Origin of the sequence: Marinomonas atlantica, from assembly GCF_001639725.1 — a bacterium.
In the GTDB taxonomy this organism is placed as follows: Bacteria; Pseudomonadota; Gammaproteobacteria; order Pseudomonadales; family Marinomonadaceae; genus Marinomonas; species Marinomonas atlantica.
The window spans coordinates 193687-216853 of record NZ_LTAW01000006.1; the positions used below are offsets into that span (position 1 = coordinate 193687).

A 23167-nucleotide genomic window follows, 5' to 3' on the forward strand; every position below is an offset into this window, starting at 1 on the left:
ATTTACCTACCTCAGCGCACTAATAAGCGTTGAAAATGTACTTTGAGCGGCTGTTAATACTTGAGCGGATGCGGTATAAGACTGCTGATATCGCAACAAATTTACGGCTTCTTCGTCCAAACTTACTGCAGACACTTGATCTCGTGCTGCGACCGATTGATTCATCACAATTTCACTCGAATTCACATTCGTTTCTAACGAGGCCGTTAAGCTACCTACTTCAGTGACCAAAGAAGAAAAGGCTGCAGAATAAGATCGCGTTCCACCAACCGTAGACTCATTCTGTAAATTGGCCAATATCAATCCATTGTAATTATCAGAATTGCCATTTGCATTAAATCCAATTAAAAAACTATCACCTGGTTTAGGTGGGCCATCTAGATTAATATCAAACCCTGCTCCCGCCGCTAGCCCAAGCTCCTCTAAAATATCAGTATAGTCTGTCAACGCTTGCGGGCCGGCTAAAATGTTAGCGGGTGAATTACCATCAAAGACAGTCACCTCTCCGTTTTCGTCAAATGACAAAGCCTGAGGTGAAAAATTATACAAGCCGCCACTTTGCGTAAAAGCCGAAGCGGATGGATCAGTACTTGTTATTGATGAAATACTAATGGATGCTTCTGATAAGTTTTGATCGCCTCGAGATACAGTAATCGGCGCGGCTAACGCTAGATCATCCCCAGTGCGAGCACTTAAACGTAATGATGAAGCGGCCTCTTTCGTCGGAATAAACTGAAATCTATCATCAGATGCATAATTTGCCGGTGTGTTGACTTGGATATCAATGCCGAACTCGGGTACGGTAACGTAGTCCCCCAATGCTGCACCAGAAATATCAATAGCATCCGACTCTCGAGAAATACGCCCTTCTGGATCATACGTCACAACTTTAAACTCAGTAGCTGAGTTCATCACCACCTCATAGGTATCTGTCGTGATTTCACTCGAAGCACCTGGCGTCACTCTAACGGCAATACTAGCTGATGAATCGTCATTATTTGGATTGTTGACGGTTTCAATAGGGGTTGTTGAAAATAAATTAATGCCGTAATCACCATTCGAGTCTAAGCCCAACTGGTTTTGCTGATTCATTGTGTCAGCCAACACCAATGCTTGCTGACCTAACATGCGTTCAGCCGTGTTAACAAACTCATTCCTAAACGCAATTAATCCTCCCATTGAACCACCAAGCTCATCAGTCGGTATACCAACTTCATAGCGACCAAAGCTTAGCTCAACTCCTACTTGGGCATCAGGATTTTTAGGGTCTGTTGTTAACCCTAATGAGTTGTTATTTCCTTGTAAAACCAAGGGCTGACCGGAGGACAGATTGACAGTCATCAGCTTGTTATCATCGTATTTCACTTTTACATCGAGAAAACCAGAGAGCTCTTTAACCAACTGCTCTTGCTGGTCACGCAATTCATTAGCTGAATTTTGTGTCGTTGTTTCTAGCTTGAATATTTGTTTATTTAAGGACCCAATTTGTTCAGTTATGTTGTTAATACTTTCGACATTAGTTGAAATTTCATCACCCGCTAATTCACGCTGATCTGAGACATAACCCGATAACTCATTATATTGAGCAACAAGCTCCCGAAAACTTGAAAAAGCATGCGCCCGTGCTGCACTGTCCGTTGGGTCACTATTAACATTTTGTAACGAGCTGAAAGCATTGTCTAAATAGTTGCTGATCGACACACTTTCTTCACCTACAACAGCATCAAAAGACGACATCATAGAACGATAGCTTTCGTAGTAACTATGATTAGAGGTATCGTTCCACACCTGCTGGTTGATGTAATGATTTACAATACGATCGGTATCTTGAATCAATACACCGCCGCCTGAACGACTCACCGTTGCAGTATTTTGGCGACTGTATCCTTCTGTATCCACGTTTGCGGTATTTTGACCCGTCGTCGAAATACGTGCTGTACTCGACTGCAAACCGGACAAACCAATGGAATATAGACTAGACATGCTAACAACCTCTCAGATACATAAACGCAAGTGCGTATACTTCTATATCGACAGTTGATGCAATTACTTTACCAGATTTGAATTTAATCTTAGAGGAATTGATAATTTTCGATAAACCAAACCCAAGTAACTGTTATAAAAGGGTTTTAAACCACTTACTCGATAAAATACTTGAAATTTTATCGGCATAATTCGGGTCAGTGGCATAGCCACCTTTTTGCAGGAAAGCGGCAAACATTGCCGCATCATCCCCAGCTTGCAGGGCATTTTGATAGCGTTCACTGGTTTGCAAAAAATTGGCATAATCATCAAAACTCTGCTCGAAAGAATCATAGGCGCGAAATGCTGCTCTTTCTTTCTGGGCAACACCATCACGAAACTCAAGCGTATTTACTGTTGCTCGATCGCCGGACCAACGCTGGTCAGCTTTAATACCAAATAAGTTATAGCTAGGGCTACCATCAAACTTTGCAATTGGGTGCTTACCCCAGCCCGTCTCTAACGCAGCTTGAGCCAATATAGCTTTTGGATCTACCCCTAACTTCTCCCCAGCTTTTTGCGCATGAGGCCAAAGTACCTGAACAAAATTATCAGGTGAATCAAACACCACCTCCTTGGCAGAAAGTGGTTCTGCAGAGGAGCCAGGAGCCTGAACGGCCACGGCAAAATCTTCGGCTGCTTTTTTGGCAACAGCCTGAATCCTCTCTGTATCCAGAGTTGATAAGTTGCGCAAAAAGTGAGTTTCTGAATCAGAGCTTTCAGGAAAATCAGGTGTGCTAGCACCAGACCCTTTTCCTTGCAGCTGCCGAATTAAAGACTCAGATAAACCAATACCTCCAGCACTTGCTAAAGACTGAGCCATCTGAGTATGCATCATCTCGGTATATTGCTTGGTCTGAGTGCTATCAAATAAGCCTCCGCCAATATTTTCATTAGCTTCACGCATATTCTTAAACATCATATTAATAAAGATCGATTCGAATTCTTGAGCAACTTTTTTCAGTGCCGCATCTGGGTCTTGTTGCGCTTGGTGCTTCAAACTTGCAAGAGAGTTAAAGTCTGCAAAAAAAGCATTATTATCAATTCGACTCATTAGAATCCCCTTAGATCACCACAAGATCAGCATTAAGTGCACCAGCCTGCTTTAGCCCTTCTAAAATAGCCATCACATCCCCTGGCGCAGCGCCCACTTGGTTAACGGCTCTCACAATATCATTTAAAGAAGCACCTTGAGTGAATACAAACATATGGCCACTCTCTTCATCGGTTTCAATCTCTTGACGGGGAGCAAGCTCTTGTCCAGCACCAGGCAAAATACCAGGCTGCCCTATTTCAGGGTTAGACTTAATTGTGACGGTAAGACTGCCATGGGTGACTGCCGCAGGCGAAACCGTGACATCTTGACCGATAATGATGGTGCCAGTACGCGAGTTGACGACGATTTTTGCCCGCTCACGACCAAGCTCTACTTCAAGGTTTTCTAGAATAGATAAAAAAGTGACTCGCTGAGAAGGATCTCGTGGCGCTGTAACACGGATAGAAGTGGCATCCAAGGACTGAGCTACACCTGGCCCCAAAAGACCATTAATTTTATCAGCAACTTGCTTGGCTGTTGTAAAATCAGGACGATTCAAATTGAACGTCAACGTATCGCCTCGATTAAAACTGTTAGCAACCGCTTTCTCTACACTGGCACCATTCGGTATACGTGCTACCGTTGGCGTCGCAATTGACTGACGGGATCCATCTGCTCCACCAGTACCAAGACCACCGACCACAAGGTTACCTTGAGCAATCGCATAAACTTGACCATCTGCACCCTTCAGTGCGGATAATAGTAGTGTTCCACCTCGCAATGAGCTGGCATTACCTAAAGAAGAAACCGTCACATCAATCGACTGGCCGGGCTTAGAAAATGGTGGCAGAGTTGCCGTCAATGAAACGGCGGCCACATTATCGGAGTCTGTGTCCGCCCCATCCGGAAGATTAATACCAAACTGATTTAGCATACTAATGAAGCTTTGATTGGTAAAATCAGTATCGTCGCCCGTACCATTCAAACCGATCACAAGACCATAACCAAACAATTGGTTTTCACGAACACCTGCCACACTGGCAATGTCTTTAAGGCGCTCGGCCATTGCCTCGCCCGTAAAGAGCATCAATAAAAGCGTTAAACAAAAGGTCTTCATGTTCTCGTTCTCTTTATGTTTAGAAAGGCCACCAACTTGTATTAACAGCCCTTGTTAACCAGCCCTGTTCACTACCGGACGCTAATTCACCAGTACCGGAGTATGCAATGCGGGCATCCGCCAACCGAGTTGATTGCACGGTGTTGTCAGAGCTTATATCTTCCTCTCGGACAAGACCAGATAAACGAATGTATTCTTGACCACGATTCAAGGTGATCCACTTCTCACCTCTTACCGCTAGTAATCCATTTGGGTAAACCTCATAAACTGTGACAGTAATACTACCGGATAAACTATTACTTTGATTGGCATTAGCATTGCCTGAGAAATCACTGTTCATGCCAGGTAAGCTTGTATCCAAACCGATTGGTAATCCTAAAATGGTAGGGTTCTGTATCGTCGCAGAAGATGATTTTGATACTGATGCAGCATTCGTTTTTGTAGAACTGGTGCTTTCAGACAAGCTGACCGTCAAAATATCCCCCACTTGACGTGCTTTTTTATCACCAAAAAACACATCCCCCATACCTGCTTGGTAAATCCCACCATCACTCGTTTGAGTATACTGAATTGTCGGCTGAATAACGGGAGCATAGTAAGGATCATCAGATACTGGCGCAGGTTCCACCGCTGCACACCCCACCAACACCAATGGAAATAACGCAAACAAGTAACGCATCGGATTAAACCCCTACAACTGTTGATTAACGAAGCTGAGCATACCATCTGCTGCTGAAATCACTTTCGAATTCATTTCGTAAGCACGCTGAGTAGTAATCATATTAACCAACTCTTCAATCGAGTTCACGTTAGAAGACTCAAGCATGCCTTGACTAATTGCTCCCAACCCATTCTCTCCTGGGACACCCACAATTGGCGCTCCACTTGCTGTGGTTTCACCATAGAGGTTACTACCTAAAAAAGTCAGGCCAGTTGGATTAATAAAGTTTGCTGTATTTAACGCACCAACCTCTTCTGTGTCGGTTTGTCCTGCTCGTAAAACAGATACAACCCCGTCTTCACCAATCGTAATCTCAACTACATCAGGATCAATAGTAATGCCAGGTTGAACTAACAAACCGCTTGAATCAACAATTTCACCATTACTGTTCAACTGAAATTGACCATCTCGCGTATAAGCCATAGTTCCATCAGGCTGTAAGACCTGAAAAAAGCCTGCACCTTGAATCGCCACGTCAAGCTGACGGTCTGTAATATTGTAATCGCCTTCCTCAAAGTTCTTTTGCGTTCCCGTCACACGTACACCGGCCCCCATCTGCAATCCTGATGGCAACTCTGTGTTTTGTGAAGATAACCCACCAGGCGCTCTCAATGTTTGATACATAAGGTTTTCAAATACCGCACGATCTTTTTTAAACGCCGTTGTCGATACGTTAGCTAGGTTGTTGGAAATCGTAGACAATTGTTTGTCCATCGCTGACAAACCCGTTTTGGCAACCCATAGCGCTGAATGCATTGTGTGCTCCTTATCTTTTTAGAATCGCTAGCTTATTAGCTACGCTCAAGAATTCGTGCCGATGCATTTTCATTCTCACGCACCGTATTCATAACCTTGATATTCATTTCAAAACGGCGAGACAACTCCATAATACTGGTCATTTCTTCAACGGCATTTACATTACTGCCCTCTAAAAAACCCGAAAGAACCTGAACATTATTACTTGCCAACAACGCTTCACCGTTTTTTGTGCGAACCAAACCATCTTCACCTTTAGTAAGTGACTCTGGATCCGCTGAAACCAACTTCAAGCGATTTAATGCCGTTATTTGAGTACCGTTACCGCCCTGAGGAATAATAGAAATTGTGCCATCTTCACTGATAGAAAGATCATCAAGTGGAGGTAAAAATATCGGTCCAGCTGCTCCCAAGACAGGCAAACCTGCCCCAGTTACTAATTGCCCTGAAACGGTAAGCTGTAGATCACCAGCTCGGGTATAAACCTCTTGTCCAGTCGCATCTAACGCTGCAATAAAACCATCCCCCTGTACAGCTACGTCCATTGCTCGGCCTGTCTGCTGCAAGACTCCCATATCGAAATTTGTTCCTGGGTTTTCAGTCATGGCATACACTCGTGAAGGATGAAAATCACCATTCACTTGCATAGAACGCGCTTGCTCAAAGTCAGAGCGAAAGCCGGTTGTAGAGACATTTGCTAAGTTGTTGGCATGAATGGCTTGAGCATTCATTACTTGGGTGCCACCACTCATTGCTAAATACAGTGCTCTATCCATACCCTACCCTCACTCTTCAAACTGCGCTTAAATTCGCTTATAGGGAATGTGTAACAAATTACGTGCCAAGTTCACAAAAGAAAGCAACAGACACAAAAAAGCCCAGCATAGGCTGGGCTTTCACATCATTAAAACCGATTAACGTAAGTTGATAATCGTCTGTGTCACTGTATTTTCGGTCTCTAACGTCTTAGAGTTCGCCTGATAGTTACGCTGCGCTTCAATCAAGGCAACCAACTCTTCAGTGATATCCACATTAGATTCTTCTAACGCACCACCTTGAACGCTACCAAAAGTACCAGTATTAGGCTTGCCGACATTTGCCGCCCCAGAGTCAGAACTTGCCACCCATGCCGTATCACCCGCTGGCGTTAAACCATCTACGTTATCAAAGTTCGCCAAGGCGATTTGACCAAGTACCGCAGTTTGCTGGTTAGTATAGCTGGCAATCAGGAAACCATCTTCATCAAAGCTAACTCCCTGCAGCTCACCCGCAGAGAAACCATCTTGGCTAAATACATCGGAACTTGATAGAGCATACTGAGTCGACTCACCCAAACTAATATCTAGCTCAGCAAAAGGATCGGTTGGATCCCAGCCTGTGATACTTAGCTGAGTTGGACTTGGTACAGAATACGGTGCATAACCTATGTACGAGCCGGTAATGTTACCCTGAGCATCAAACTGCACAACAGTATCCTCAGTTAAAAAGGGCTTATCTTGACCAGTAGCAGCATCAAAATAAGTGGATTCACCATCTACTGTTACTTTCATTTCCCAAGTATTATTTTCGCCTTGCTTGATGAAATAATAACCAATAGTGTGCTCCTCACCCAAGGCATCATAGACCGTATTAGTATTACCGTAGGTATAAGACGATGGGTCAGCAGGATCAAACGAAGGACGAACAAAATTGTCTGCATCAGTAAAATCTGCCACAGCCAAGACACCATTTGCCAAAGGCAAATTATCTCCTGAAGGAAAGGTACCATTAATAAGCTGAATATCCGTCGGCGCACCAGGCGGCACAATATCCCCACTTACGGGCTCAGTAGCACCCGTATAAATAGGGTCAAACGCCGTGCCAGATACTGACCCATCAGCATCATCAAAGGTAACAAAAGTATCACCTAACCAGTCAGCCCCTGTATCATCAACCAGCTCACCATCTACCGTCGCATAAACCTGATACGTATTCGGAGTCTCTGCTTTAGCATAAAAGTAGGTTGCCACATGCTGAACGCCACCTGAGTCGGTCACGTTCTGCGTTTGTGTAAAGGTATAAGTATCTGGATCACCAGGATCAAAAGTCGATGAAATATACGGTGGCACATCATCTAGTCGAGAGTCTAAGTTCGATTCGATCGTAAGCGCCGTACTCGCCTCAGGTGCAATACGCTCCGTTGGGACTACAAGATCTTCAAGACTACCACCAATAATACCATCAACAGCGTTATAGCCCTGCACATTGGCACCATCATTCGTCACCAAGTAGCCTTCTTCATTTAACTTGAAGTCGCCAGCACGCGTGTACGCTTGCGTACCACCCACATCCAAAACAAAGAAACCTGTTCCATCAACCGCTAAGTCTAGGTTGTTATCCGTATAAGAAATATTACCCGATGAAAACTCTTGTGCAATATTATTTACAGCCACACCACTACCAATAGTGTTGCTGCTACCAGCACCAATGACATTAGTGTTGTACAAGTCACCAAACTCTACACGTGATTTTTTAAAGCCTGTTGTATCAGAGTTGGCAATGTTGTTACCCGTAGTGCTGAGAAAGTCAGCGGACGCTTTGATACCTGAAAGTGCTGTATTAAAACCCATAATTAATTCCTCAGCTAACCAATAATTTCAAGCTCGGAGCTCAGTTTAAGACTGCCGACACCTTGAACATTAAGTGTAGTACCTTGCTCACCATTAATCGTAACGCTATTAATGCGAGCAGGTAATTCTGTATCTAACATTGTTACTTCGCCATCTGCATTGCGCGAAGTCACTTTAAAGCTGTATTCACCACTTGGCACGGCTTCACCAGCGTCGTTCGTACCATCCCAAGCAAACTCTTCCTTGAGCAAATCAATGCTCTTTACGGTCTGACCTGCTGAGTCAGTCACTTCCAGTGTATTTTTCAACGCATCATCCGGAAAGGATGTGCGCATCTGAACCGCACTACCCTCTGTAATAATAGCCGAACTTTGAGGTGCAAACACAGATTTCCCAACCAGTGTAGAAGCTGTTAACGCCTGGTTTGACATCAGTGCTTCCGTCATATTGGACATTTCCGATGCCATACTGGTCAAACGCTCTAACGAGCTAAACTCAGCCATCTGAGACACCATATCCCCAGTTTCTTGGGGCTGGGTTGGGTCTTGGTTTTTTAGCTGCTCGATGTACAGTTGTAAAAAAACATCTTGATTACCAATCCCTTCGGAACTTTCAGTGCTCGTCGCACTGGTAATACCGTTTTTTGCTTTTGCTTGCTCGGTGCCATATTGAGAAATAAGACCCGACAGAGCAGAATTCGCATTAATATCAGACATCATTCACCCCCTTAGGATTGACCTAAGGTCAACATTCTCTGCATCATGCTTTTAGCAGAGTTCATAATTTCAACGTTGGTTTGAAACGAGCGCGATGCAGACATCATATCGGCCATTTCTTCTACTGGATTTACATTTGGATAGAAGACATAACCCTCTTCGTTTGCCATCGGACTATTAGGCTCATAACGAGGCTGAAGAGGGGCATCTGACTCTACGATTCCAGACACTTGAACTCCCATACCAGAAGCACCTTCCATCACATCATCAGAGGCATTCCAACCGCGATTACGCATTTCTTGAGTCATCATTTGCTCAAACACTGGCTTGCGCGCACGATAGGTTTGATCAGCTGAGCTTGCCACACTGTCGGCATTGGCAATGTTCGATGCCACAGTATTCAACCTGACAGTTTGTGCACTCATGGCTGATCCGGAAATGGCAAAAATATTATTCAATGACATTATTATTGTCCTCCAGTCAGCGCTTTCTTCATGCCGCTGATTTTTCTATCCAAAAACATGAAACTTGTATCGAATTGCAATGAATTCTGAGCAAACTCAGATTGTTCTCGCTGCATGTCTACTGTATTGCCATCTAGTGATGGCTGACTTGGATTGCGATATAAGAGTTCATCAGTGCTAGACAAAGAGCTTTGACCCGCAATGTGCTGATCGTCGTTACCCGACAACGAAATACGGTTTCTTTCAGATGACAACATTGACTCAAACGACATATCACGTGCTTTGTAATGTGGCGTATCTGAGTTTGCAATATTGTTGGCCAGTACAGATGCACGTGCTGTACGAAACAGCAACATTTGATCGTGCCCAGCAAACGCATCTTTGAAAGAAATCGCCATATAAACTCCGCAAAAGACAACTCAAAATTCTTATTACTCAATTAGAAAGCAAATAAGATGCCAACAAAAAAACTCCATGCTTTTCATATAGATAACCTAGAAAAAAACAAAAAGTGGCAATAGGCGGCAAACAAAAAAACGGCAACTTAATATAAGTTGCCGTTTTCTAAAAGCAGATAAAATTGGAGATCACTTTGCGCGGTAAACAATACCGGGATGACACTGAACAATTTCAAACATAGAAGACAGGCCACTTAATGCTTCAGACCCACCAAGGAAAAGATATCCTCCTGGGTTTAGCGCTGCATGCATACGCTTTAAGATATCAAGCTTGGTGTCGGCAGTGAAATAAATAAGCACATTGCGGCAAAATATCACATCAAATTTACCCAACGAAGAGAAAGAGTCAATTAAGTTAAGATGACGAAAATCCACTCGTGAAGCAATGTTTGGCTTTACCTTCCACGTTGTATCACTCAATTTATCAAAATAACGCTTCTGGTTTTCAGGGCTCAAACCACGAGCAATTGCTAAACTATCGTATTCGGCTTGCTTAGCGTGCTTGAGAATATTGGTACAAATATCCGTCGCAACAATACGCTCGCCAGCCTTAAGCAAGCCAGGTTTGGACTGTTTAAGCTCTTCTAATATCATACTAATAGAATACGGCTCTTGGCCCGTTGAGGAAGCCGCAGACCAAATTTTTACCGGACGCTTGTCAAACTGAGGCAAAATAATGTCTTTTAGTATTTTGAAAGGGTGTGCGTCTCGAAACCATAACGTCTCGTTAGTAGTCATCGCATTGATCACTTCTTCTCGAAGTTTCGATGTTCGACCACCTCGCGATAAAGCATCAACAAGCTCTTCAATTTTAGAAAATTTTTCACGCTCCAACAGCTTACCTAAGCGGCTAGCCACTAAGTACTGTTTGTTATCACTTAGCGATATGCCACTCTCTTTCTCTAGGTATTTACGAAAACGATCGTATCCTTGAGGCGAGATAGTATTCGAACTACTCAGCATTCATGCTCCTTAATAGCAAGTCACCAAACTGCACGCTGCTTTATTTAAGCTTCTTCTTTCGCCGCAACGGTTTCAATGGCAATACGCGCAAGTTCATCGGGTTGGAACTTGGCCAAGAAACCATCTGCTCCGACCTTTTTAACCATTGCTTCGTTAAACACACCACTTAATGAGGTATGTAAAAGAATAAACAAATCTTGAAGACGGCTATCATTTCGAATCGCCGTTGTCAGTGTATAACCATCCATTTCCGGCATTTCAATATCCGAAATAACCATCGAAAAGTGCTCGGTTACATCGACACCATCTCCAACTAGGTTTTTCAAATAGTCAAAAGCCTCTTTACCATCACAAAGAACGGTAGTAGCAAAACCGACCTGCTCCATACAACGCTTAATTTGCTTACGTGCCACAGAAGAGTCGTCGACGATTAGAATATGATGTTCTTTAGCATTTTCTTGAACATCGTCGGTCACAATACCAGTTGAAATGTCTTGACGAGTCGGCGCTACTTCGGAAAGAATCTGCTCAACATCGATAATCTCAACCATTTCTTTATCAACCTGACAAACAGCCGTCAAATAGTTGTCGTTAGACAAACCTTTTGGTGGTGGCTGAATATCACTCCAATTCATGTTCACAATACGCTCAACACCACGGACCAAGAACCCTTGAATTCGACGATTGTATTCAGTAATGATTACAAAGCAGTTCTGGATGTTCTCAATTGGACTAGCACCTGTTGCTAGGCCTAAATCGAGAATTGGAATGGTGCCACCACGAATATGTGCAACACCTCTAACAACAGGACTGCTGTGCGGCATCGTTGTTAGTTTTGGACACTGCAATACTTCCTTCACTTTAAAGACGTTGATACCGTAAATCTGCTTGCCGTTCAATCGGAAAAGCAAAAGTTCTAGACGGTTTTCCCCGACGAGTTGGGTACGTTGGTTTACGCTCTCGAGAACTCCGGCCATAAAGCCTCCTAAAATATACGCTCAAATATGAAGGGAGAAACCCTATTGTTATGAAAAACCTTCATCAAATGATAGAGTGATTTTGTAATTTTTACTAACCCTTGTCGACATCCTTGGAGATTTACGATGGGTCGCGTCAAGCTTCTGACCATATTACTCTTTTTTCATGCTGCTTGGAGTAGTGCGTCACAAATAGACACTCAAATAGAACAATTCATCGCACAGGTTGAACACAAAAGGTTACAAAGCACCTATCCTAGTGCCCGAATCCACATTCAGGTTCAAAATAAAGTCGCATTAAATTACCTACCTGAATGTAACCATGACATTCATATTGAGAACCAACGGCCAGATGCAGTCAGCCGAACAACCTATTCAATCAGTTGTAAGACACCAACTTGGAAATCGTATGTGCCTGTCGAGCAAAGTATTTTCATAGAAGGCATCAAGGCAACATCACCTATTGCACGAGGTGAGCGTATCAATCAACAAAACACAGGCATCGGTGAAGTGGAACTGTCATCACTTCGCGGCCACCTTTATACTGGTACTAACCCACCCTACGGGTTAATAGCTTCACGAAATATACGCATCAATAACTTCATTACAGATCACGTTACAGAACAGCCAGATTTAATTAAAAAAGGCAGTAACGTGTTAATAACGGCTCAAAGCAACAGTATTGTTGTAAGAATGAATGGTGTGGCATTAGAAGATGGCATAAAAGGCCAACAAATACGCGTGAAAAATACCAGTTCTGGTCGAATTATATACGGAAAAGTTGTCAGTGACGCTGAGGTTTTAGTAAACTATTAGGTAATAGCGACTTGCTATCTTCGGTTGAAGAAAATAGTTCAAATAAGATCTAAAGTTTGAACGCAGTTGACCGATAACTGAGTTAGCGGACTAAATCTGGAGGTAAGCAACATGGCAATTAATATTTCTGGTGTAGGTACACAACCTTCCCTATCGACCAACAAAAATGAGCGTCTTCAAAAAGAAGAAGCTACTCACTCATCACAGACTTCAAATGTAAACAGCAATGAAGCTCTATCTGATGATACGGTTCAGTTAAGCAGCGTAGCGCAATCATTACAGGTCAAAGGCTCTGATGCCGAGGCAAATGTAGATATGGATAAAGTTGAACAAATCAAGCAAGCCATTGCCGCTGGTGAGTACAAAATCGATACAGAAAAATTAGCTAGCAATATGCTATCCATGGATGCTTTATTTAGCTAATAATGGGCTGAATTTTTTATGATCCCGCTTGCTCCCCTGCTTACTCAAATCAAAGAAAACCTCGAACAGCTGTCCGAGGTTTTATTGCGTGAACGTTCCGCACTAGCAACCGCTACGCCAGATGATATTCTTCAACTTGCTTCAGAAAAGAAAACTCTGCTCGACAACATCGACACAGCAAATGCAAAGCGTCGAAGTATGTTAATTAAATTTGGCATTATTGATAATAAAAACCCTTCCGATACACAGTTTCTGTCTTGGCTAGACGATCAACCTAACATGGGCGATATAAAAACCTTAGTAGAAGTATGCAATACGCTTCTAGACCAATGCAAACGTGAAAATAATACCAATGCCCGAATTTTAGCCACGCTACAAAAACGAAATAAAACCTTGTTCGAGATGCTTCAAGGCCATAATCGCAAAAACAAAGTCTACACCTCAAATGGCAATACACGCCCTGTCAGCAGTAAGCACACCATTGGTCGTGCGTAACACACTAACTCTGGATTAAAATCCCATAAAAAACAGCAAGCTAGATGACGCCTAGTGTTGGTATATGAGGATCAAATTGCTATAATCCGCAACATGTCCCCATAGGTAAACAGGATATACCTGCTGCCTCCTAAGCGGCTATTCCAGGTTCGAGTCCTGGTGGGGACACCATTATCTAGCTTTTCTCTATGGACGCATCGCTTCTACCATTTGTACAAACTGCTCGACACCATCTTTAACTTCTTCTAATCCTTGCGAAACATTGTTAATGCTTTCTTCTCCATGAGTAGCAATACCGGATACTGAGGCCAATGATGCATCAATACGTTTAATCAATTCATGGTTCAGCTCTACAACTCTTGATATCTCAGAAGTAGCGTCAGAACTATTACTGGCTAGCTGACGCACTTCATCAGCAACAACAGAAAAGCCTCTTCCAGCCTCACCAGCGCGAGCCGCTTAAATGGCCGCATTTAATGCCAATAAATTGGTTTGATCTGCAATAGACCGAATTGTGACAACAATATCTGAAATATTTTTAAATTGAGCCATTAATTCATTGCCCACATTAGTGGCTTCTGCGACTTGTTTTGCAATGCTTTGAGAAATTCCAACTGCCTCACTTAGCACCTGAACAGCATTGGTTGTAATTTGGCTGGTTTGCTCTGAAGTGGCTGCAGCCATATCGACCGCATTTAAAGTAAGGGATACACGTTCAGTAATGTCTGAAGAAAATTTAATGACTTGGACTACGTTACCGTGTTCATCAAGTATAGGATTGTAAGTGGCTTCTACCCAAACAACGTCACCAGTTTTATTAAATCTTTTAAATCGGCCAATTCTTGATTCGCCGTTCGATAGTGCTGTCCAGAAATTTGAGTTATTACGATAGAATTCCTCATCACAGAATATACGATGATGCTGACCTTGAATCTCATGCTTTGCATAGCCCATAACATCTAGAAAGTTTTGATTTGCATCGATAATTGTGCCATCAGGTTCAAACTTAATAACCGCTTGAGAACGATCTAATGCCTCAAGAATGGCTTCTTTATCATTCAACTCAATTTCTGTTTTGGTAACGTCATTACATATTTTAATGACTCCAGTAACTTGACCCGAATCATCTTTAACTGGGAAGTAGTTCGCTTCAAGGTATAAGGTTTTGCCATTCTTATGAATTCGCGGAAACTTGCCCGAAATAGTTTTACCAGAGGCTAAATCAGACCAGAAACGTTTGTACTCTTCAGAATTTACATAATTAAATGAACAAAATACTTTATGATGCTTTCCAACAATTTCCTCTAAGGAATAACCTACAGCCTCAAGAAAAATATCGTTAGCATTGAGAATATTGCCATTTGCGTCAAAATTAATAAAAGCAGTATTAGCTCGAATTGCTCTTAGCTCATTTCGGCATTCCCCCGACTCTTTATACTGCTCTAGGGCAACTTTCTCTGCCGTTTTTTTTCGATCTTTAGAAAAAAACATAAACTAACTCCCTAGGTCTTATTTTCCATTTTTTAGCAACTCAACTTTTTTATAACAGCGCATGAACAATAAAACTATCAGCCCACTTTAAATGCAAACTTGAGAAAATAGTGCACTTTTTGTGTACGTTATAATTAATTCATCAGCCGAATAAACTGTTATATGAAACAATAATAAAATCCTATCCCCGTCACTTAACTTATCTTATGCGACCCATAGGGTGGCAGTTTCAACGAAATTCGCTATTATGCCGCCTTTGATTTTTAAGATAGAGATCACTCAGTGAAGCAAGTCATCATCATTGGCGCAGGCCCAGCAGGTTTAATGGCTGCAGAAGTTATTCAAGCTGCAGGTCACCAAGTTCATATTTACGATGCTATGCCCAGTGCCTGCCGTAAATTTTTACTTGCCGGCATTGGTGGAATGAACATTACCCACTCTGAGCCTTTTGAAGACTTTATTACGCGCTACTATGAGAAATCACAGTGGCTTGAATCCTCTATAAACGCCTTTAATGCCGATACACTGCGCCAATGGATTCATGACCTAGGTATTGAAACATTTGTCGGTACTTCTGGACGCGTCTTTCCTGAAAAAATGAAAGCGGCCCCTCTCCTGCGCAATTGGCTAAAACGCCTAAAAGAGGCAGGAGTAGAATTTCATATGCGTCATAAGTTGATCGAACTAGATGGCCTTAATGCTACGTTTAATTATGAAGGGCTTGATAAGACCAAAAGTGCAGATGCGATTCTATTGGCCATGGGGGGAGCCAGTTGGCCAAAGCTTGGCTCAGATGGCAAGTGGGCGAGCGTATTATCTCGTCAAGGGGTAGATATTACGCCACTAGAAAGCACCAACTGTGGTTTTTACAGCCGTTGGAGCGAGCACTTACAAACAAATTTAGCGGGCGCTCCGCTGAAAGGTGTTAGCTTTACGATGGCATTGCCAAACGGCCAAACTATGACTCAAAAGGGTGAGTGCATCGTCACACGCGATGGTATGGAAGGTAGCTTAATCTATGCGTTTTCAAAGTATCTACGTGACGCTATCAATCTACGCGGCGAAGGTCATCTGAGTATCAACTTATTGCCAGATTTGACCCATGAACAGCTTGAACAAAAACTCAGTAATACCAAGCCCAAAGAGTCGCTAGCAAAATATCTGAAGCGAACAATTAAGCTCGACAGCATTAAATCGGCTCTGCTTTATGAAACCTACAGAAAAGAAGATTTCGATACCCCAGTGAAATTAGCGCGTTGCTTACAAGCTATTCCAGTTTCGTTTTATAAAACCAAACCCATTGATGAAGTTATATCTACTGCGGGTGGTGTCAGCCAAAATAGTGTTAACCAATATTTCATGATCAAACGTCTACCAGGCGTATTTTGCGCAGGCGAAATGCTGGATTGGGAAGCACCAACAGGTGGTTATCTACTGACAGCGTGCTTTGCGACAGGGCGACGTGCCGGCGAAGGCGTTTGTCGATTACTTGCTGAGTAGGCTCTAGCTTGCACTACAGCGATTGGTTGATTAACGATTGCCAAAATTGCGTCAGATTGGGGTTGTGGTTGGCACGTGCACGATACAAACGAATCTCTAATGGCACGTTCCAATTTACCGTACCAGCCAATGCCAGCGAACCGTAATTAAGAGAATCCGCCACCAAACGTTTTGGTAGCCAACCAATGCCGAAGCCCTCTTTGACCATCGCCTTAATACTGGCAGCATGAAGGTTACTTGCCAGTATCTGCAACTGCGGTACATCATGCTGTCGCTGAAGATGATGCTGAACAGCAGGCGCTAAAAACGTCATATCATCATAAGCAATGTAAGGAATTGGCTGTTTTCGCGTTCCTGGCAGTTCAAAAATGGGTTGGTTTTGCTTATCTGTCGCCACACACGGAACTAAAATCTCCCGGTCAATGGTGATGTATTCAAAGCGTTCTTCGTCCAATTCCTTTAAAAAACCAATCGCAGGATGCCAGAAACACAGCATCACATCACTCTCATTCGCCGTCATCGAGTTAATAAAATCAGCACCCGCCCACGCACTCGACTTCATATTCACATCAATACTGATCCCTAAGGATTCTCCCAACGGCTCTACAAATTCTCGGTAATAACCCAGAAATAACGATTGTGTTGTAACAAACCGTATTTGTGATTTTTCTTGTTCTTTGATTTCAAGACAGCGTGTTTTCGTATCTCTAAGCTGTCGAGTAATCAGTTCAGCACTTTGTAAAAAGATCTCGCCTGCTGGCGTTAATGACAAAGGCAAGGTGTTGCGATCCACCAATGTGACCTTCATTTCCTCTTCAAGCAACTTAATGCGACGACTAAAGGTAGGCTGGGTTACATTCTGCTCATCCGCGGCACGGGAAAAGTGACGCGTTCTTGCCAAGGCGATAAAGTCTTCAAGCCATCTTATTTCCATGCACGCCCCTCCTCTACCGCATGACACGCCACTTGGCTGCCATCCGTTTGTAATTGCATGAGAGGAATTTGTTCATAGCAGCGTTGGTTTACCAAAGGGCAGCGACCACAAAAGCTACAACCAGTCGGCTTTTCTAACGGTGTCGGCACTTCACCAGAAAGGTGAATCGGCTCTAAGGCTAAATTATCTAAACGCGGAATCGAAGACAACAGCGCTTGAGTATAAGGATGCTTGGGAGAACTAAACAGTTGTTGACGCGTCGCGACTTCACACACACGCCCTAAATACATGACCGCGACACGCGTTGCGAAATGCTCGACCACCGCTAAATCATGGGTGATAAACAAATACGTCAAGCCCAGCGCTTGCTGTTTATCCATCATAAGGTTTAACACTTGCGCTTGAACGGACACATCCAGCGCAGCCAAAGGCTCATCGGCAACAATCAGATCCGGCTCCACAGACAAAGCACGCGCGATGGAAATACGCTGTCGCTGTCCTCCAGAAAACTCATGTGGATAGCGATCTTCTGCGTCACTGCTTAGCCCTACCGATAGCAAAAGCTCTTCAATGAAAGCATCTACTTGTTGGCGATTCCAACCTGTATGGTGCAACACAATCGCTTCGCGAAGAATTTGATACACCGTCATCCTAGGATTTAGCGAGGCATACGGGTTTTGAAACACCATTTGAATTTTTTGCCGATACGGCATGCGCTGCCGATCACTGAGATCATCAATACGTTCGCCTAAATACGCAATCTGTCCATGATCAGGACGCTCTAAGCCCATTAGCAAACGCGCTAAGGTCGACTTTCCGCATCCTGTTTCACCGACAACACACAAGGTTTCTCCCCGTTCAATGGTCAAATCAACGCCATTAATGGCAAAAACTTGATCCGATTTAACCGTTTGCGTTCGAGCACTTAACCAACTCGCCCAGCGCCACCCATTGCGACTCCGAAACGCTTTTTCTACGCCTTGTATCGACATCAAAGGCTTAGTCATCAGCATCTTCCTCACTGAGAGGCTCAAACGCTTGTAGCATATCTTCAATCGCATAGCATGCAACCGTCGACACACCGCTAAAAATAAAATCAGGCGGTTGTATTCGACATTTATCCTCAGCGTACGGACAGCGAGGGTGAAAAGCACAGCCTCTAGGCTGATCATTCAGCGGCGGCATATTGCCTTGTATCTGGTTTAAACGCTGACCTGGCAAAGCCATTTGCGGTAAAGCATTGAGCAGCCCCTGCGTATAAGGATGCTGCGGATCATTAATAATTTCCAGCGTTGGCCCTTGCTCAACGATGCGACCTGCATACATCACTAAAGTGCGCTCAGCAATGCGTGACACCACACCAAAATCATGGGTAATTAAGATCAACGCAACGCCATTGTCCGCACAAATCTGTTTTAACAGCTGCAGGATTTCCGCTTGAATGGTCACGTCTAAAGCCGTAGTCGGTTCGTCCGCAATAATGATTTCAGGGGCAAGTAACAACGCAATCGCAATGATCACACGCTGCCGCATTCCTCCTGATAATTCATGGGGATACTGATCAAAACGCTGCGCAGGAGCCGCTATACGAACATGAGCGAGTTTTTCGATGGCCAATTTTTTCGCATCGTTGTAGTTTATCCGCGTGTGGCTACGAATCGCTTCCACCATTTGATCACCCACGCTTAACACAGGATTCAGGGTCACCATAGGGTCCTGAAAAATCATCGCAATTTTCTTGCCACGAATCTCTTGCCATTGCTTAGAGCTCAGTCTTGTCAGTTCTCGATCATCTAACTTAATACTGCCCTCAGCAATGAAACCAGGTTTCATGAGTAAGTTGACAATAGCGTAACCTAAGAGAGATTTTCCCGCCCCTGACTCTCCGACAATGGCCAACCGCTCACCACGCTCTAAACTCAAGCTGACATTGTGCAATGCAACTAAATCTTCATGACGCTGCTTGAATTTGACAGACAATCCATTTATCGATAACAAGCTCATCTCTAGCCCCTTGTGACTTGTGGGTTAAGATGATCTCGCAACCAGTCGCCTAATAAATTCATCACAAAAATCATTAGGATAAGCGTTACACTCGGAAACACTGAAATCCACCAAGCACCCGAGAATAAGTAATTGAAACCAGATGAAATCAGCGCGCCCAAAGACGGCTGGTTAGGTGGCATCCCCAAACCAAGAAAAGACAGCGCTGCTTCAGCCACAATCGCATTGGCAATCTGAATGGTTAAAATAACTAAGATCGGAGACACGGTATTCGGTAGAAGATGACGCAGCATAATGCGCGCTTTGCTTACCCCTAAAATACGCGCAGCATCGATGTATTCTTTTTCCTTTTCCGCAAACACACAGGCACGCACGGTACGAGCAAAGATCGGCCATTCCGCCACCCCTAACACGATAATTAGCATTAGCATCGCCAATTGCTGGTACGCGGCATGACCAAACAACGTTTGGAAAACGGCCAATACAACAATCGCCACCATCATAGTAGAAAAGGACAACTGAATATCCGCTACACGCATCAGAAAAGCGTCTAAGCGCCCACCTATATAGCCCGATAACAAGCCTATTCCCACACCTAGGAATACTTGAATCAACACCGCACATACACCAATGGTGAGCGATAAGCGCGTGCCATGTAAAATGACCGATAGCAAGTCTCTTCCTTGCGTGTCAGTACCCAGTAAAAAGCGCGTATCCCCGGTTTGCCAAGCAGGTGCCAATTCTGCATTTTCCAAGTTCATGAATTCAGTGCTGTTCACATCATAAGGTGCAAGCAGCGGTGCCAATAACGCCACTAAGCAATAGAACGCAAATATCAGTAAGGCAAACAGCGCCAACTTGTCTCCACGCATGGCAACTAAGACGTGACGCAGCCGAGTAACTCGTTCACTGCCGCCTTCAACAGGAGGCCGATGTAAGACATTCATCAGCTGTACCCCGGAATACGAACGCGAGGATTCACAAGACTGTATACAACATCAACCAAGGTATTGGTTACCACAAAGATCACACCTACAAAAATCAGGTACGTTGATATAAGCGGCACATCGACTCGTGTTACCGCATCCATAAACAAAAGCCCCATCCCCGGCCATTGAAAAATACTTTCTGTCAAAATGGTGTACGCCACTAAGGTCCCTAATTGAATGCCACCAACGGTGATCACGGGCAACATGGTATTTTTCAGTGCATGAATAAAATAGATACGTGGTGCGGAAATGCCCTTAGCCCACGCATAACGAATGTAATCACTTTGCAGAACATCCATCATTTCAGCGCGAATCAAACGAATAAAAATAGGTGTCAATACAAACGCTAACGACAAACTGGGTAATAGCAGATGCTGCAACCCATCACGATTGAACAGGCCAGATTGCCATAGACCAAACACCGACGTGGTTTCACCACGTCCAAAACTTGGCAGTAACCCCCACTCTATGGCAAAAAAGTACATCAGAAAAACCGCAACGATGAAAATCGGCACAGAAAGGCCTAACGTGCTGAACAGTAAAACCGCTCGCGATAGGATGTTTTTGGGATGAATGGCAGCAAATACGCCTAAAGGGATCGCTAACAAAACGACCAACACCAAGGCCGCAAAAGACAGCTCTAATGTCGCGGGTAAGCGGCTAGCAATAACATCAATGGTGGGTTCTTTATAATAATAGGAAGTCCCCAGATCCCCTTGAATCGCACGTCCTAGAAAACGCCCATACTGGATCAACATCGGATCGTTCAGTCCCAGCTCTTGTTGCAAGGCTTCGCGCTGCTCCAATGTGACGGACAGACCAACCATCTGACGCACAGGGTCGCCCATTTTGTCTTGGATCATAAAGCTGACAAAACTAATGATCAGCAAGACAAACATTGCCTGCAATAGTCGCCGCCCGATAAAACTTAACATCCGTAATTGCTCTCTTCTTATGACCCGCTGTTACGATACCGTCGCTAGGGCGCGCTCACGTGTAAATCGCCCCAATAAGGGAAATTTAAAAAGTTTACCACGCTCTCTAGATCCACATGCTGTTTTGACGCCCAAATAATCGGCTGCCAATACAGTGGAATCACCCAAGCCTTATCAACGGCTCGCATTTCAATACCACGAAGTAATGCAACGCGCTGCGCGACATCCATTTCTTGATTCGCCAACATGATGGCGTCATCAAGCTTACGATCACACACTCTTCCCGCGTTATAAGCCCCCATACCGGTGTCTGCATCACGACATGCGAGAACGAACTCATAAATATTGTTGGAATCAAAGGTATCCGATTGCCAGCCCAGCATCATAATGTCAGCAGCTTGTTGATCAAAAAACTGAAAATATTGCGCTTTAGGAAAGGTTTTCAAATCCACTTGAATGTTGATCTTGGCTAACATTGCTGAGGCCGCTAATGCCACTCGTTCATCGCTCATATATCGATTGTTAGGCGCCATCATGGTGACACGAAAGCCGTCTTGATAACCGGCTTCTTTCATTAATTCACGTGCCTGCTCTAAATCACTTTGAGGTACTAAATTATTCACATGTCCCCAGAATGCAGACGAACTCAACTGGCCAGCGGGCTCGCCATAGCCTCGAAGGATTTTTTCTACGATCAATGCTTGGTTAACCGCCAGATTCATCGCTCGACGTACGCGAATATCTTGAAACTCCTCCCGTCTCGCTTGATTCATCTGCAGCATCACAATACGTGTGCCGGTGAGTGCCAGTAACTTAACGTTTGGGGTACGCTGAACACGTGCGATATCAATGGGTGCCACCGGCGAAATGACATCGACGTCACCCGTTAATAACGCGGCCAGTCTGGTCGAATCCGAACGAATCGGTAGTAGCTCCAGCTGCTCAACATTCCCCACTGACTGTGTGTCCCAATAATCAGGATTTCGAATCAATGTTAGCCGTTGTCCCACAACACGGTCGTGGACAGTAAAGGGACCACTGCCAGAAACATTGGTTGAAGCAAACGTCTGCCCAAACTTCACGATCTCCGAGCGCCCTTCGTAAAACGTTTTATCGATAACAAACACGTAGGCCAAAATATTCAATAACAGGGGATAAGCATGGTTTGTGTGAATATCAACGGTATAATCGTCGATTTTGTCCACATTTCGCACAACATTAAATAAAGCTTTGAAGTCTATCGAACTTTTTAAGCGCTCAATTGTGAATAAAACATCTTCTGCTGTAAGGGGGTTACCGGTATGGAAACGCACGTCTTGACGTAAATGAAGACGCAACGTCCGCTCATCTTTTAGTTCCCAGGACACCGCTAGTCTAGGTTCGAAGGTACCATCTTGACGCCATCTAACAAGTGGATCAAATACCGCATGAGAATATTGAATACCCCCTTCTGAAAGTTGCTCATGAGGGTCTAAAGAGATGGGATCAGCATCCAATGCAACACGAAGATCCACAGCCAAGCACACCATTGAGCTTAGTCCTAAACATAATAGTATGAGTAAGCGTCGTAGCATTCGTGTTCCTATGGCATGGGTGGTCTGCTATTCGTGCGTATTAGAATAGCGCTCACCTCTTTATTGATCGTTAATTTTTGACCACTCGGTCATTGAAGCAGTATAGAAAAGAGTTGGCTCTGCGCCTAGTAAGGAATCAAACAATGACTTAATCAGCACTGCTTGAT

Annotated in this window: 22 protein-coding genes, 1 tRNA gene and 2 pseudogenes; 5 read left to right on the forward strand and 20 right to left on the reverse strand. The window is 43.9% G+C overall.

Features of this window, described 5'->3' with window-relative positions; translation table 11 throughout:
- Window positions 1-6: 6 nt before the first annotated feature.
- The 12 genes from flgK to AYW75_RS12700 all read right to left on the reverse strand — a co-directional run bounded on the left by flgK (window position 7) and on the right by AYW75_RS12700 (window position 11839).
- A complete protein-coding gene (gene flgK / locus AYW75_RS12645; RefSeq protein WP_067099964.1) occupies window positions 7-1983 on the reverse strand; it encodes a flagellar hook-associated protein FlgK in 1977 nt (658 codons plus the stop codon).
- Between the two features lie 133 nt (window positions 1984-2116).
- Complete coding sequence (gene flgJ, locus AYW75_RS12650; protein ID WP_067099966.1) at window positions 2117-3076, reverse strand: flagellar assembly peptidoglycan hydrolase FlgJ; 960 nt, start codon at window positions 3074-3076, stop codon at window positions 2117-2119.
- Between the two features lie 10 nt (window positions 3077-3086).
- Complete coding sequence (locus AYW75_RS12655) at window positions 3087-4175, reverse strand: flagellar basal body P-ring protein FlgI (protein ID WP_067099967.1); 1089 nt, start codon at window positions 4173-4175, stop codon at window positions 3087-3089.
- 19 nt (window positions 4176-4194) lie between these two features.
- A complete protein-coding gene (flgH, locus tag AYW75_RS12660) occupies window positions 4195-4854 on the reverse strand; it encodes a flagellar basal body L-ring protein FlgH (RefSeq protein ID WP_067099969.1) in 660 nt (219 codons plus the stop codon).
- A gap of 12 nt (window positions 4855-4866) precedes the next feature.
- A complete protein-coding gene (flgG, locus tag AYW75_RS12665) occupies window positions 4867-5652 on the reverse strand; it encodes a flagellar basal-body rod protein FlgG (protein ID WP_067099971.1) in 786 nt (261 codons plus the stop codon).
- Window positions 5653-5687: 35 nt separating this feature from the next.
- Complete coding sequence (flgF, locus tag AYW75_RS12670) at window positions 5688-6428, reverse strand: flagellar basal-body rod protein FlgF (RefSeq protein WP_067099972.1); 741 nt, start codon at window positions 6426-6428, stop codon at window positions 5688-5690.
- Window positions 6429-6566: 138 nt separating this feature from the next.
- The gene (locus AYW75_RS12675) at window positions 6567-8261 is read right to left on the reverse strand and encodes a flagellar hook-basal body complex protein (protein WP_067099976.1); all 1695 of its coding nucleotides are present in this window, start codon (window positions 8259-8261) and stop codon (window positions 6567-6569) included.
- 14 nt (window positions 8262-8275) lie between these two features.
- Window positions 8276-8977, reverse strand: a complete 702-nt coding sequence (locus AYW75_RS12680; RefSeq protein ID WP_067099977.1) for a flagellar hook assembly protein FlgD — start codon at window positions 8975-8977, stop codon at window positions 8276-8278.
- An 11-nt stretch (window positions 8978-8988) separates the two neighbouring features.
- Window positions 8989-9441 (reverse strand): flagellar basal body rod protein FlgC, encoded by a 453-nt coding sequence (flgC, locus tag AYW75_RS12685; RefSeq protein ID WP_067099979.1) that lies wholly within the window; start codon window positions 9439-9441, stop codon window positions 8989-8991.
- Between the two features lie 2 nt (window positions 9442-9443).
- Window positions 9444-9839, reverse strand: coding sequence for a flagellar basal body rod protein FlgB (flgB, locus tag AYW75_RS12690; RefSeq protein WP_067099981.1), 396 nt, complete (start codon window positions 9837-9839; stop codon window positions 9444-9446).
- A gap of 189 nt (window positions 9840-10028) precedes the next feature.
- Entirely contained in the window at window positions 10029-10862 is an 834-nt protein-coding gene (locus AYW75_RS12695) for a CheR family methyltransferase (RefSeq protein ID WP_067099982.1), read from the reverse strand.
- A 44-nt stretch (window positions 10863-10906) separates the two neighbouring features.
- A complete protein-coding gene (locus tag AYW75_RS12700) occupies window positions 10907-11839 on the reverse strand; it encodes a chemotaxis protein CheV (protein WP_067099984.1) in 933 nt (310 codons plus the stop codon).
- A gap of 126 nt (window positions 11840-11965) precedes the next feature.
- Between AYW75_RS12700 and flgA the strand changes: the two genes are divergently transcribed.
- From flgA to AYW75_RS12720, 4 genes are all read left to right on the forward strand, one after another.
- Window positions 11966-12655: a flagellar basal body P-ring formation chaperone FlgA gene (gene flgA, locus AYW75_RS12705; protein WP_067099986.1), complete on the forward strand. Its 690-nt coding sequence runs from the start codon at window positions 11966-11968 to the stop codon at window positions 12653-12655.
- 111 nt (window positions 12656-12766) lie between these two features.
- Window positions 12767-13078, forward strand: a complete 312-nt coding sequence (gene flgM / locus AYW75_RS12710) for a flagellar biosynthesis anti-sigma factor FlgM (RefSeq protein WP_067099987.1) — start codon at window positions 12767-12769, stop codon at window positions 13076-13078.
- An 18-nt stretch (window positions 13079-13096) separates the two neighbouring features.
- Window positions 13097-13573 (forward strand): flagella synthesis protein FlgN, encoded by a 477-nt coding sequence (locus AYW75_RS12715; protein ID WP_067099989.1) that lies wholly within the window; start codon window positions 13097-13099, stop codon window positions 13571-13573.
- Between the two features lie 95 nt (window positions 13574-13668).
- A tRNA-Arg gene (locus AYW75_RS12720) sits at window positions 13669-13744 on the forward strand.
- A gap of 15 nt (window positions 13745-13759) precedes the next feature.
- On the opposite strand, the pseudogene AYW75_RS19025 reads toward AYW75_RS12720, so the two are convergent.
- Window positions 13760-14086: pseudogene (locus tag AYW75_RS19025) on the reverse strand (methyl-accepting chemotaxis protein); the annotation flags it as partial.
- 204 nt (window positions 14087-14290) lie between these two features.
- Window positions 14291-15064 (reverse strand): annotated as a pseudogene (locus tag AYW75_RS19030) (PAS domain-containing protein); the annotation flags it as partial.
- A 282-nt stretch (window positions 15065-15346) separates the two neighbouring features.
- Between AYW75_RS19030 and AYW75_RS12730 the strand changes: the two are divergent.
- A complete protein-coding gene (locus tag AYW75_RS12730; protein ID WP_067099990.1) occupies window positions 15347-16564 on the forward strand; it encodes a TIGR03862 family flavoprotein in 1218 nt (405 codons plus the stop codon).
- A 13-nt stretch (window positions 16565-16577) separates the two neighbouring features.
- Here the strand turns inward: AYW75_RS12730 and AYW75_RS12735 are convergent, their stop codons facing one another.
- The 6 genes from AYW75_RS12735 to AYW75_RS12760 are packed head-to-tail and all read right to left on the reverse strand — an operon-like array spanning window position 16578 to window position 23000.
- The gene (locus AYW75_RS12735) at window positions 16578-17498 is read right to left on the reverse strand and encodes a LysR family transcriptional regulator (RefSeq protein WP_067099992.1); all 921 of its coding nucleotides are present in this window, start codon (window positions 17496-17498) and stop codon (window positions 16578-16580) included.
- Entirely contained in the window at window positions 17489-18505 is a 1017-nt protein-coding gene (locus AYW75_RS12740; protein ID WP_067099994.1) for an ABC transporter ATP-binding protein, read from the reverse strand. The genes AYW75_RS12735 and AYW75_RS12740 overlap by 10 nt, the downstream gene beginning before the upstream one ends.
- On the reverse strand, window positions 18498-19502 hold the full coding sequence (locus AYW75_RS12745; RefSeq protein ID WP_067099996.1) for an ABC transporter ATP-binding protein: 1005 nt from the start codon (window positions 19500-19502) through the stop codon (window positions 18498-18500). Before AYW75_RS12745 ends, AYW75_RS12740 begins: the two co-directional genes overlap by 8 nt.
- A gap of 2 nt (window positions 19503-19504) precedes the next feature.
- Window positions 19505-20449, reverse strand: a complete 945-nt coding sequence (locus tag AYW75_RS12750) for an ABC transporter permease (RefSeq protein WP_067099998.1) — start codon at window positions 20447-20449, stop codon at window positions 19505-19507.
- Window positions 20449-21426 carry an ABC transporter permease gene (locus AYW75_RS12755; RefSeq protein ID WP_067100000.1) on the reverse strand — a complete coding sequence of 326 codons (978 nt, stop codon included), beginning with the start codon at window positions 21424-21426 and terminating at the stop codon, window positions 20449-20451. Before AYW75_RS12755 ends, AYW75_RS12750 begins: the two co-directional genes overlap by 1 nt.
- Before the next feature lie 44 nt (window positions 21427-21470).
- A complete protein-coding gene (locus AYW75_RS12760) occupies window positions 21471-23000 on the reverse strand; it encodes an ABC transporter substrate-binding protein (RefSeq protein ID WP_067100002.1) in 1530 nt (509 codons plus the stop codon).
- Window positions 23001-23167 lie beyond the last annotated feature (167 nt).

Bases quoted from the DNA above. Each gene is read 5' to 3' on its own strand.
- flgK (WP_067099964.1), bottom strand. From the start codon at position 1,983: ATGTCTAGTCTATATTCCATTGGTTTGTCCGGTTTGCAGTCGAGTACA.
- flgJ (WP_067099966.1), bottom strand. From the start codon at position 3,076: ATGAGTCGAATTGATAATAATGCTTTTTTTGCAGACTTTAACTCTCTT.
- AYW75_RS12655 (WP_067099967.1), bottom strand. From the start codon at position 4,175: ATGAAGACCTTTTGTTTAACGCTTTTATTGATGCTCTTTACGGGCGAG.
- flgH (WP_067099969.1), bottom strand. From the start codon at position 4,854: ATGCGTTACTTGTTTGCGTTATTTCCATTGGTGTTGGTGGGGTGTGCA.
- flgG (WP_067099971.1), bottom strand. From the start codon at position 5,652: ATGCATTCAGCGCTATGGGTTGCCAAAACGGGTTTGTCAGCGATGGAC.
- flgF (WP_067099972.1), bottom strand. From the start codon at position 6,428: ATGGATAGAGCACTGTATTTAGCAATGAGTGGTGGCACCCAAGTAATG.
- AYW75_RS12675 (WP_067099976.1), bottom strand. From the start codon at position 8,261: ATGGGTTTTAATACAGCACTTTCAGGTATCAAAGCGTCCGCTGACTTT.
- AYW75_RS12680 (WP_067099977.1), bottom strand. From the start codon at position 8,977: ATGTCTGATATTAATGCGAATTCTGCTCTGTCGGGTCTTATTTCTCAA.
- flgC (WP_067099979.1), bottom strand. From the start codon at position 9,441: ATGTCATTGAATAATATTTTTGCCATTTCCGGATCAGCCATGAGTGCA.
- flgB (WP_067099981.1), bottom strand. From the start codon at position 9,839: ATGGCGATTTCTTTCAAAGATGCGTTTGCTGGGCACGATCAAATGTTG.
- AYW75_RS12695 (WP_067099982.1), bottom strand. From the start codon at position 10,862: ATGCTGAGTAGTTCGAATACTATCTCGCCTCAAGGATACGATCGTTTT.
- AYW75_RS12700 (WP_067099984.1), bottom strand. From the start codon at position 11,839: ATGGCCGGAGTTCTCGAGAGCGTAAACCAACGTACCCAACTCGTCGGG.
- flgA (WP_067099986.1), top strand. From the start codon at position 11,966: ATGGGTCGCGTCAAGCTTCTGACCATATTACTCTTTTTTCATGCTGCT.
- flgM (WP_067099987.1), top strand. From the start codon at position 12,767: ATGGCAATTAATATTTCTGGTGTAGGTACACAACCTTCCCTATCGACC.
- AYW75_RS12715 (WP_067099989.1), top strand. From the start codon at position 13,097: ATGATCCCGCTTGCTCCCCTGCTTACTCAAATCAAAGAAAACCTCGAA.
- AYW75_RS12735 (WP_067099992.1), bottom strand. From the start codon at position 17,498: ATGGAAATAAGATGGCTTGAAGACTTTATCGCCTTGGCAAGAACGCGT.
- AYW75_RS12740 (WP_067099994.1), bottom strand. From the start codon at position 18,505: ATGACTAAGCCTTTGATGTCGATACAAGGCGTAGAAAAAGCGTTTCGG.
- AYW75_RS12745 (WP_067099996.1), bottom strand. From the start codon at position 19,502: ATGAGCTTGTTATCGATAAATGGATTGTCTGTCAAATTCAAGCAGCGT.
- AYW75_RS12750 (WP_067099998.1), bottom strand. From the start codon at position 20,449: ATGAATGTCTTACATCGGCCTCCTGTTGAAGGCGGCAGTGAACGAGTT.
- AYW75_RS12755 (WP_067100000.1), bottom strand. From the start codon at position 21,426: ATGTTAAGTTTTATCGGGCGGCGACTATTGCAGGCAATGTTTGTCTTG.
- AYW75_RS12760 (WP_067100002.1), bottom strand. From the start codon at position 23,000: ATGCTACGACGCTTACTCATACTATTATGTTTAGGACTAAGCTCAATG.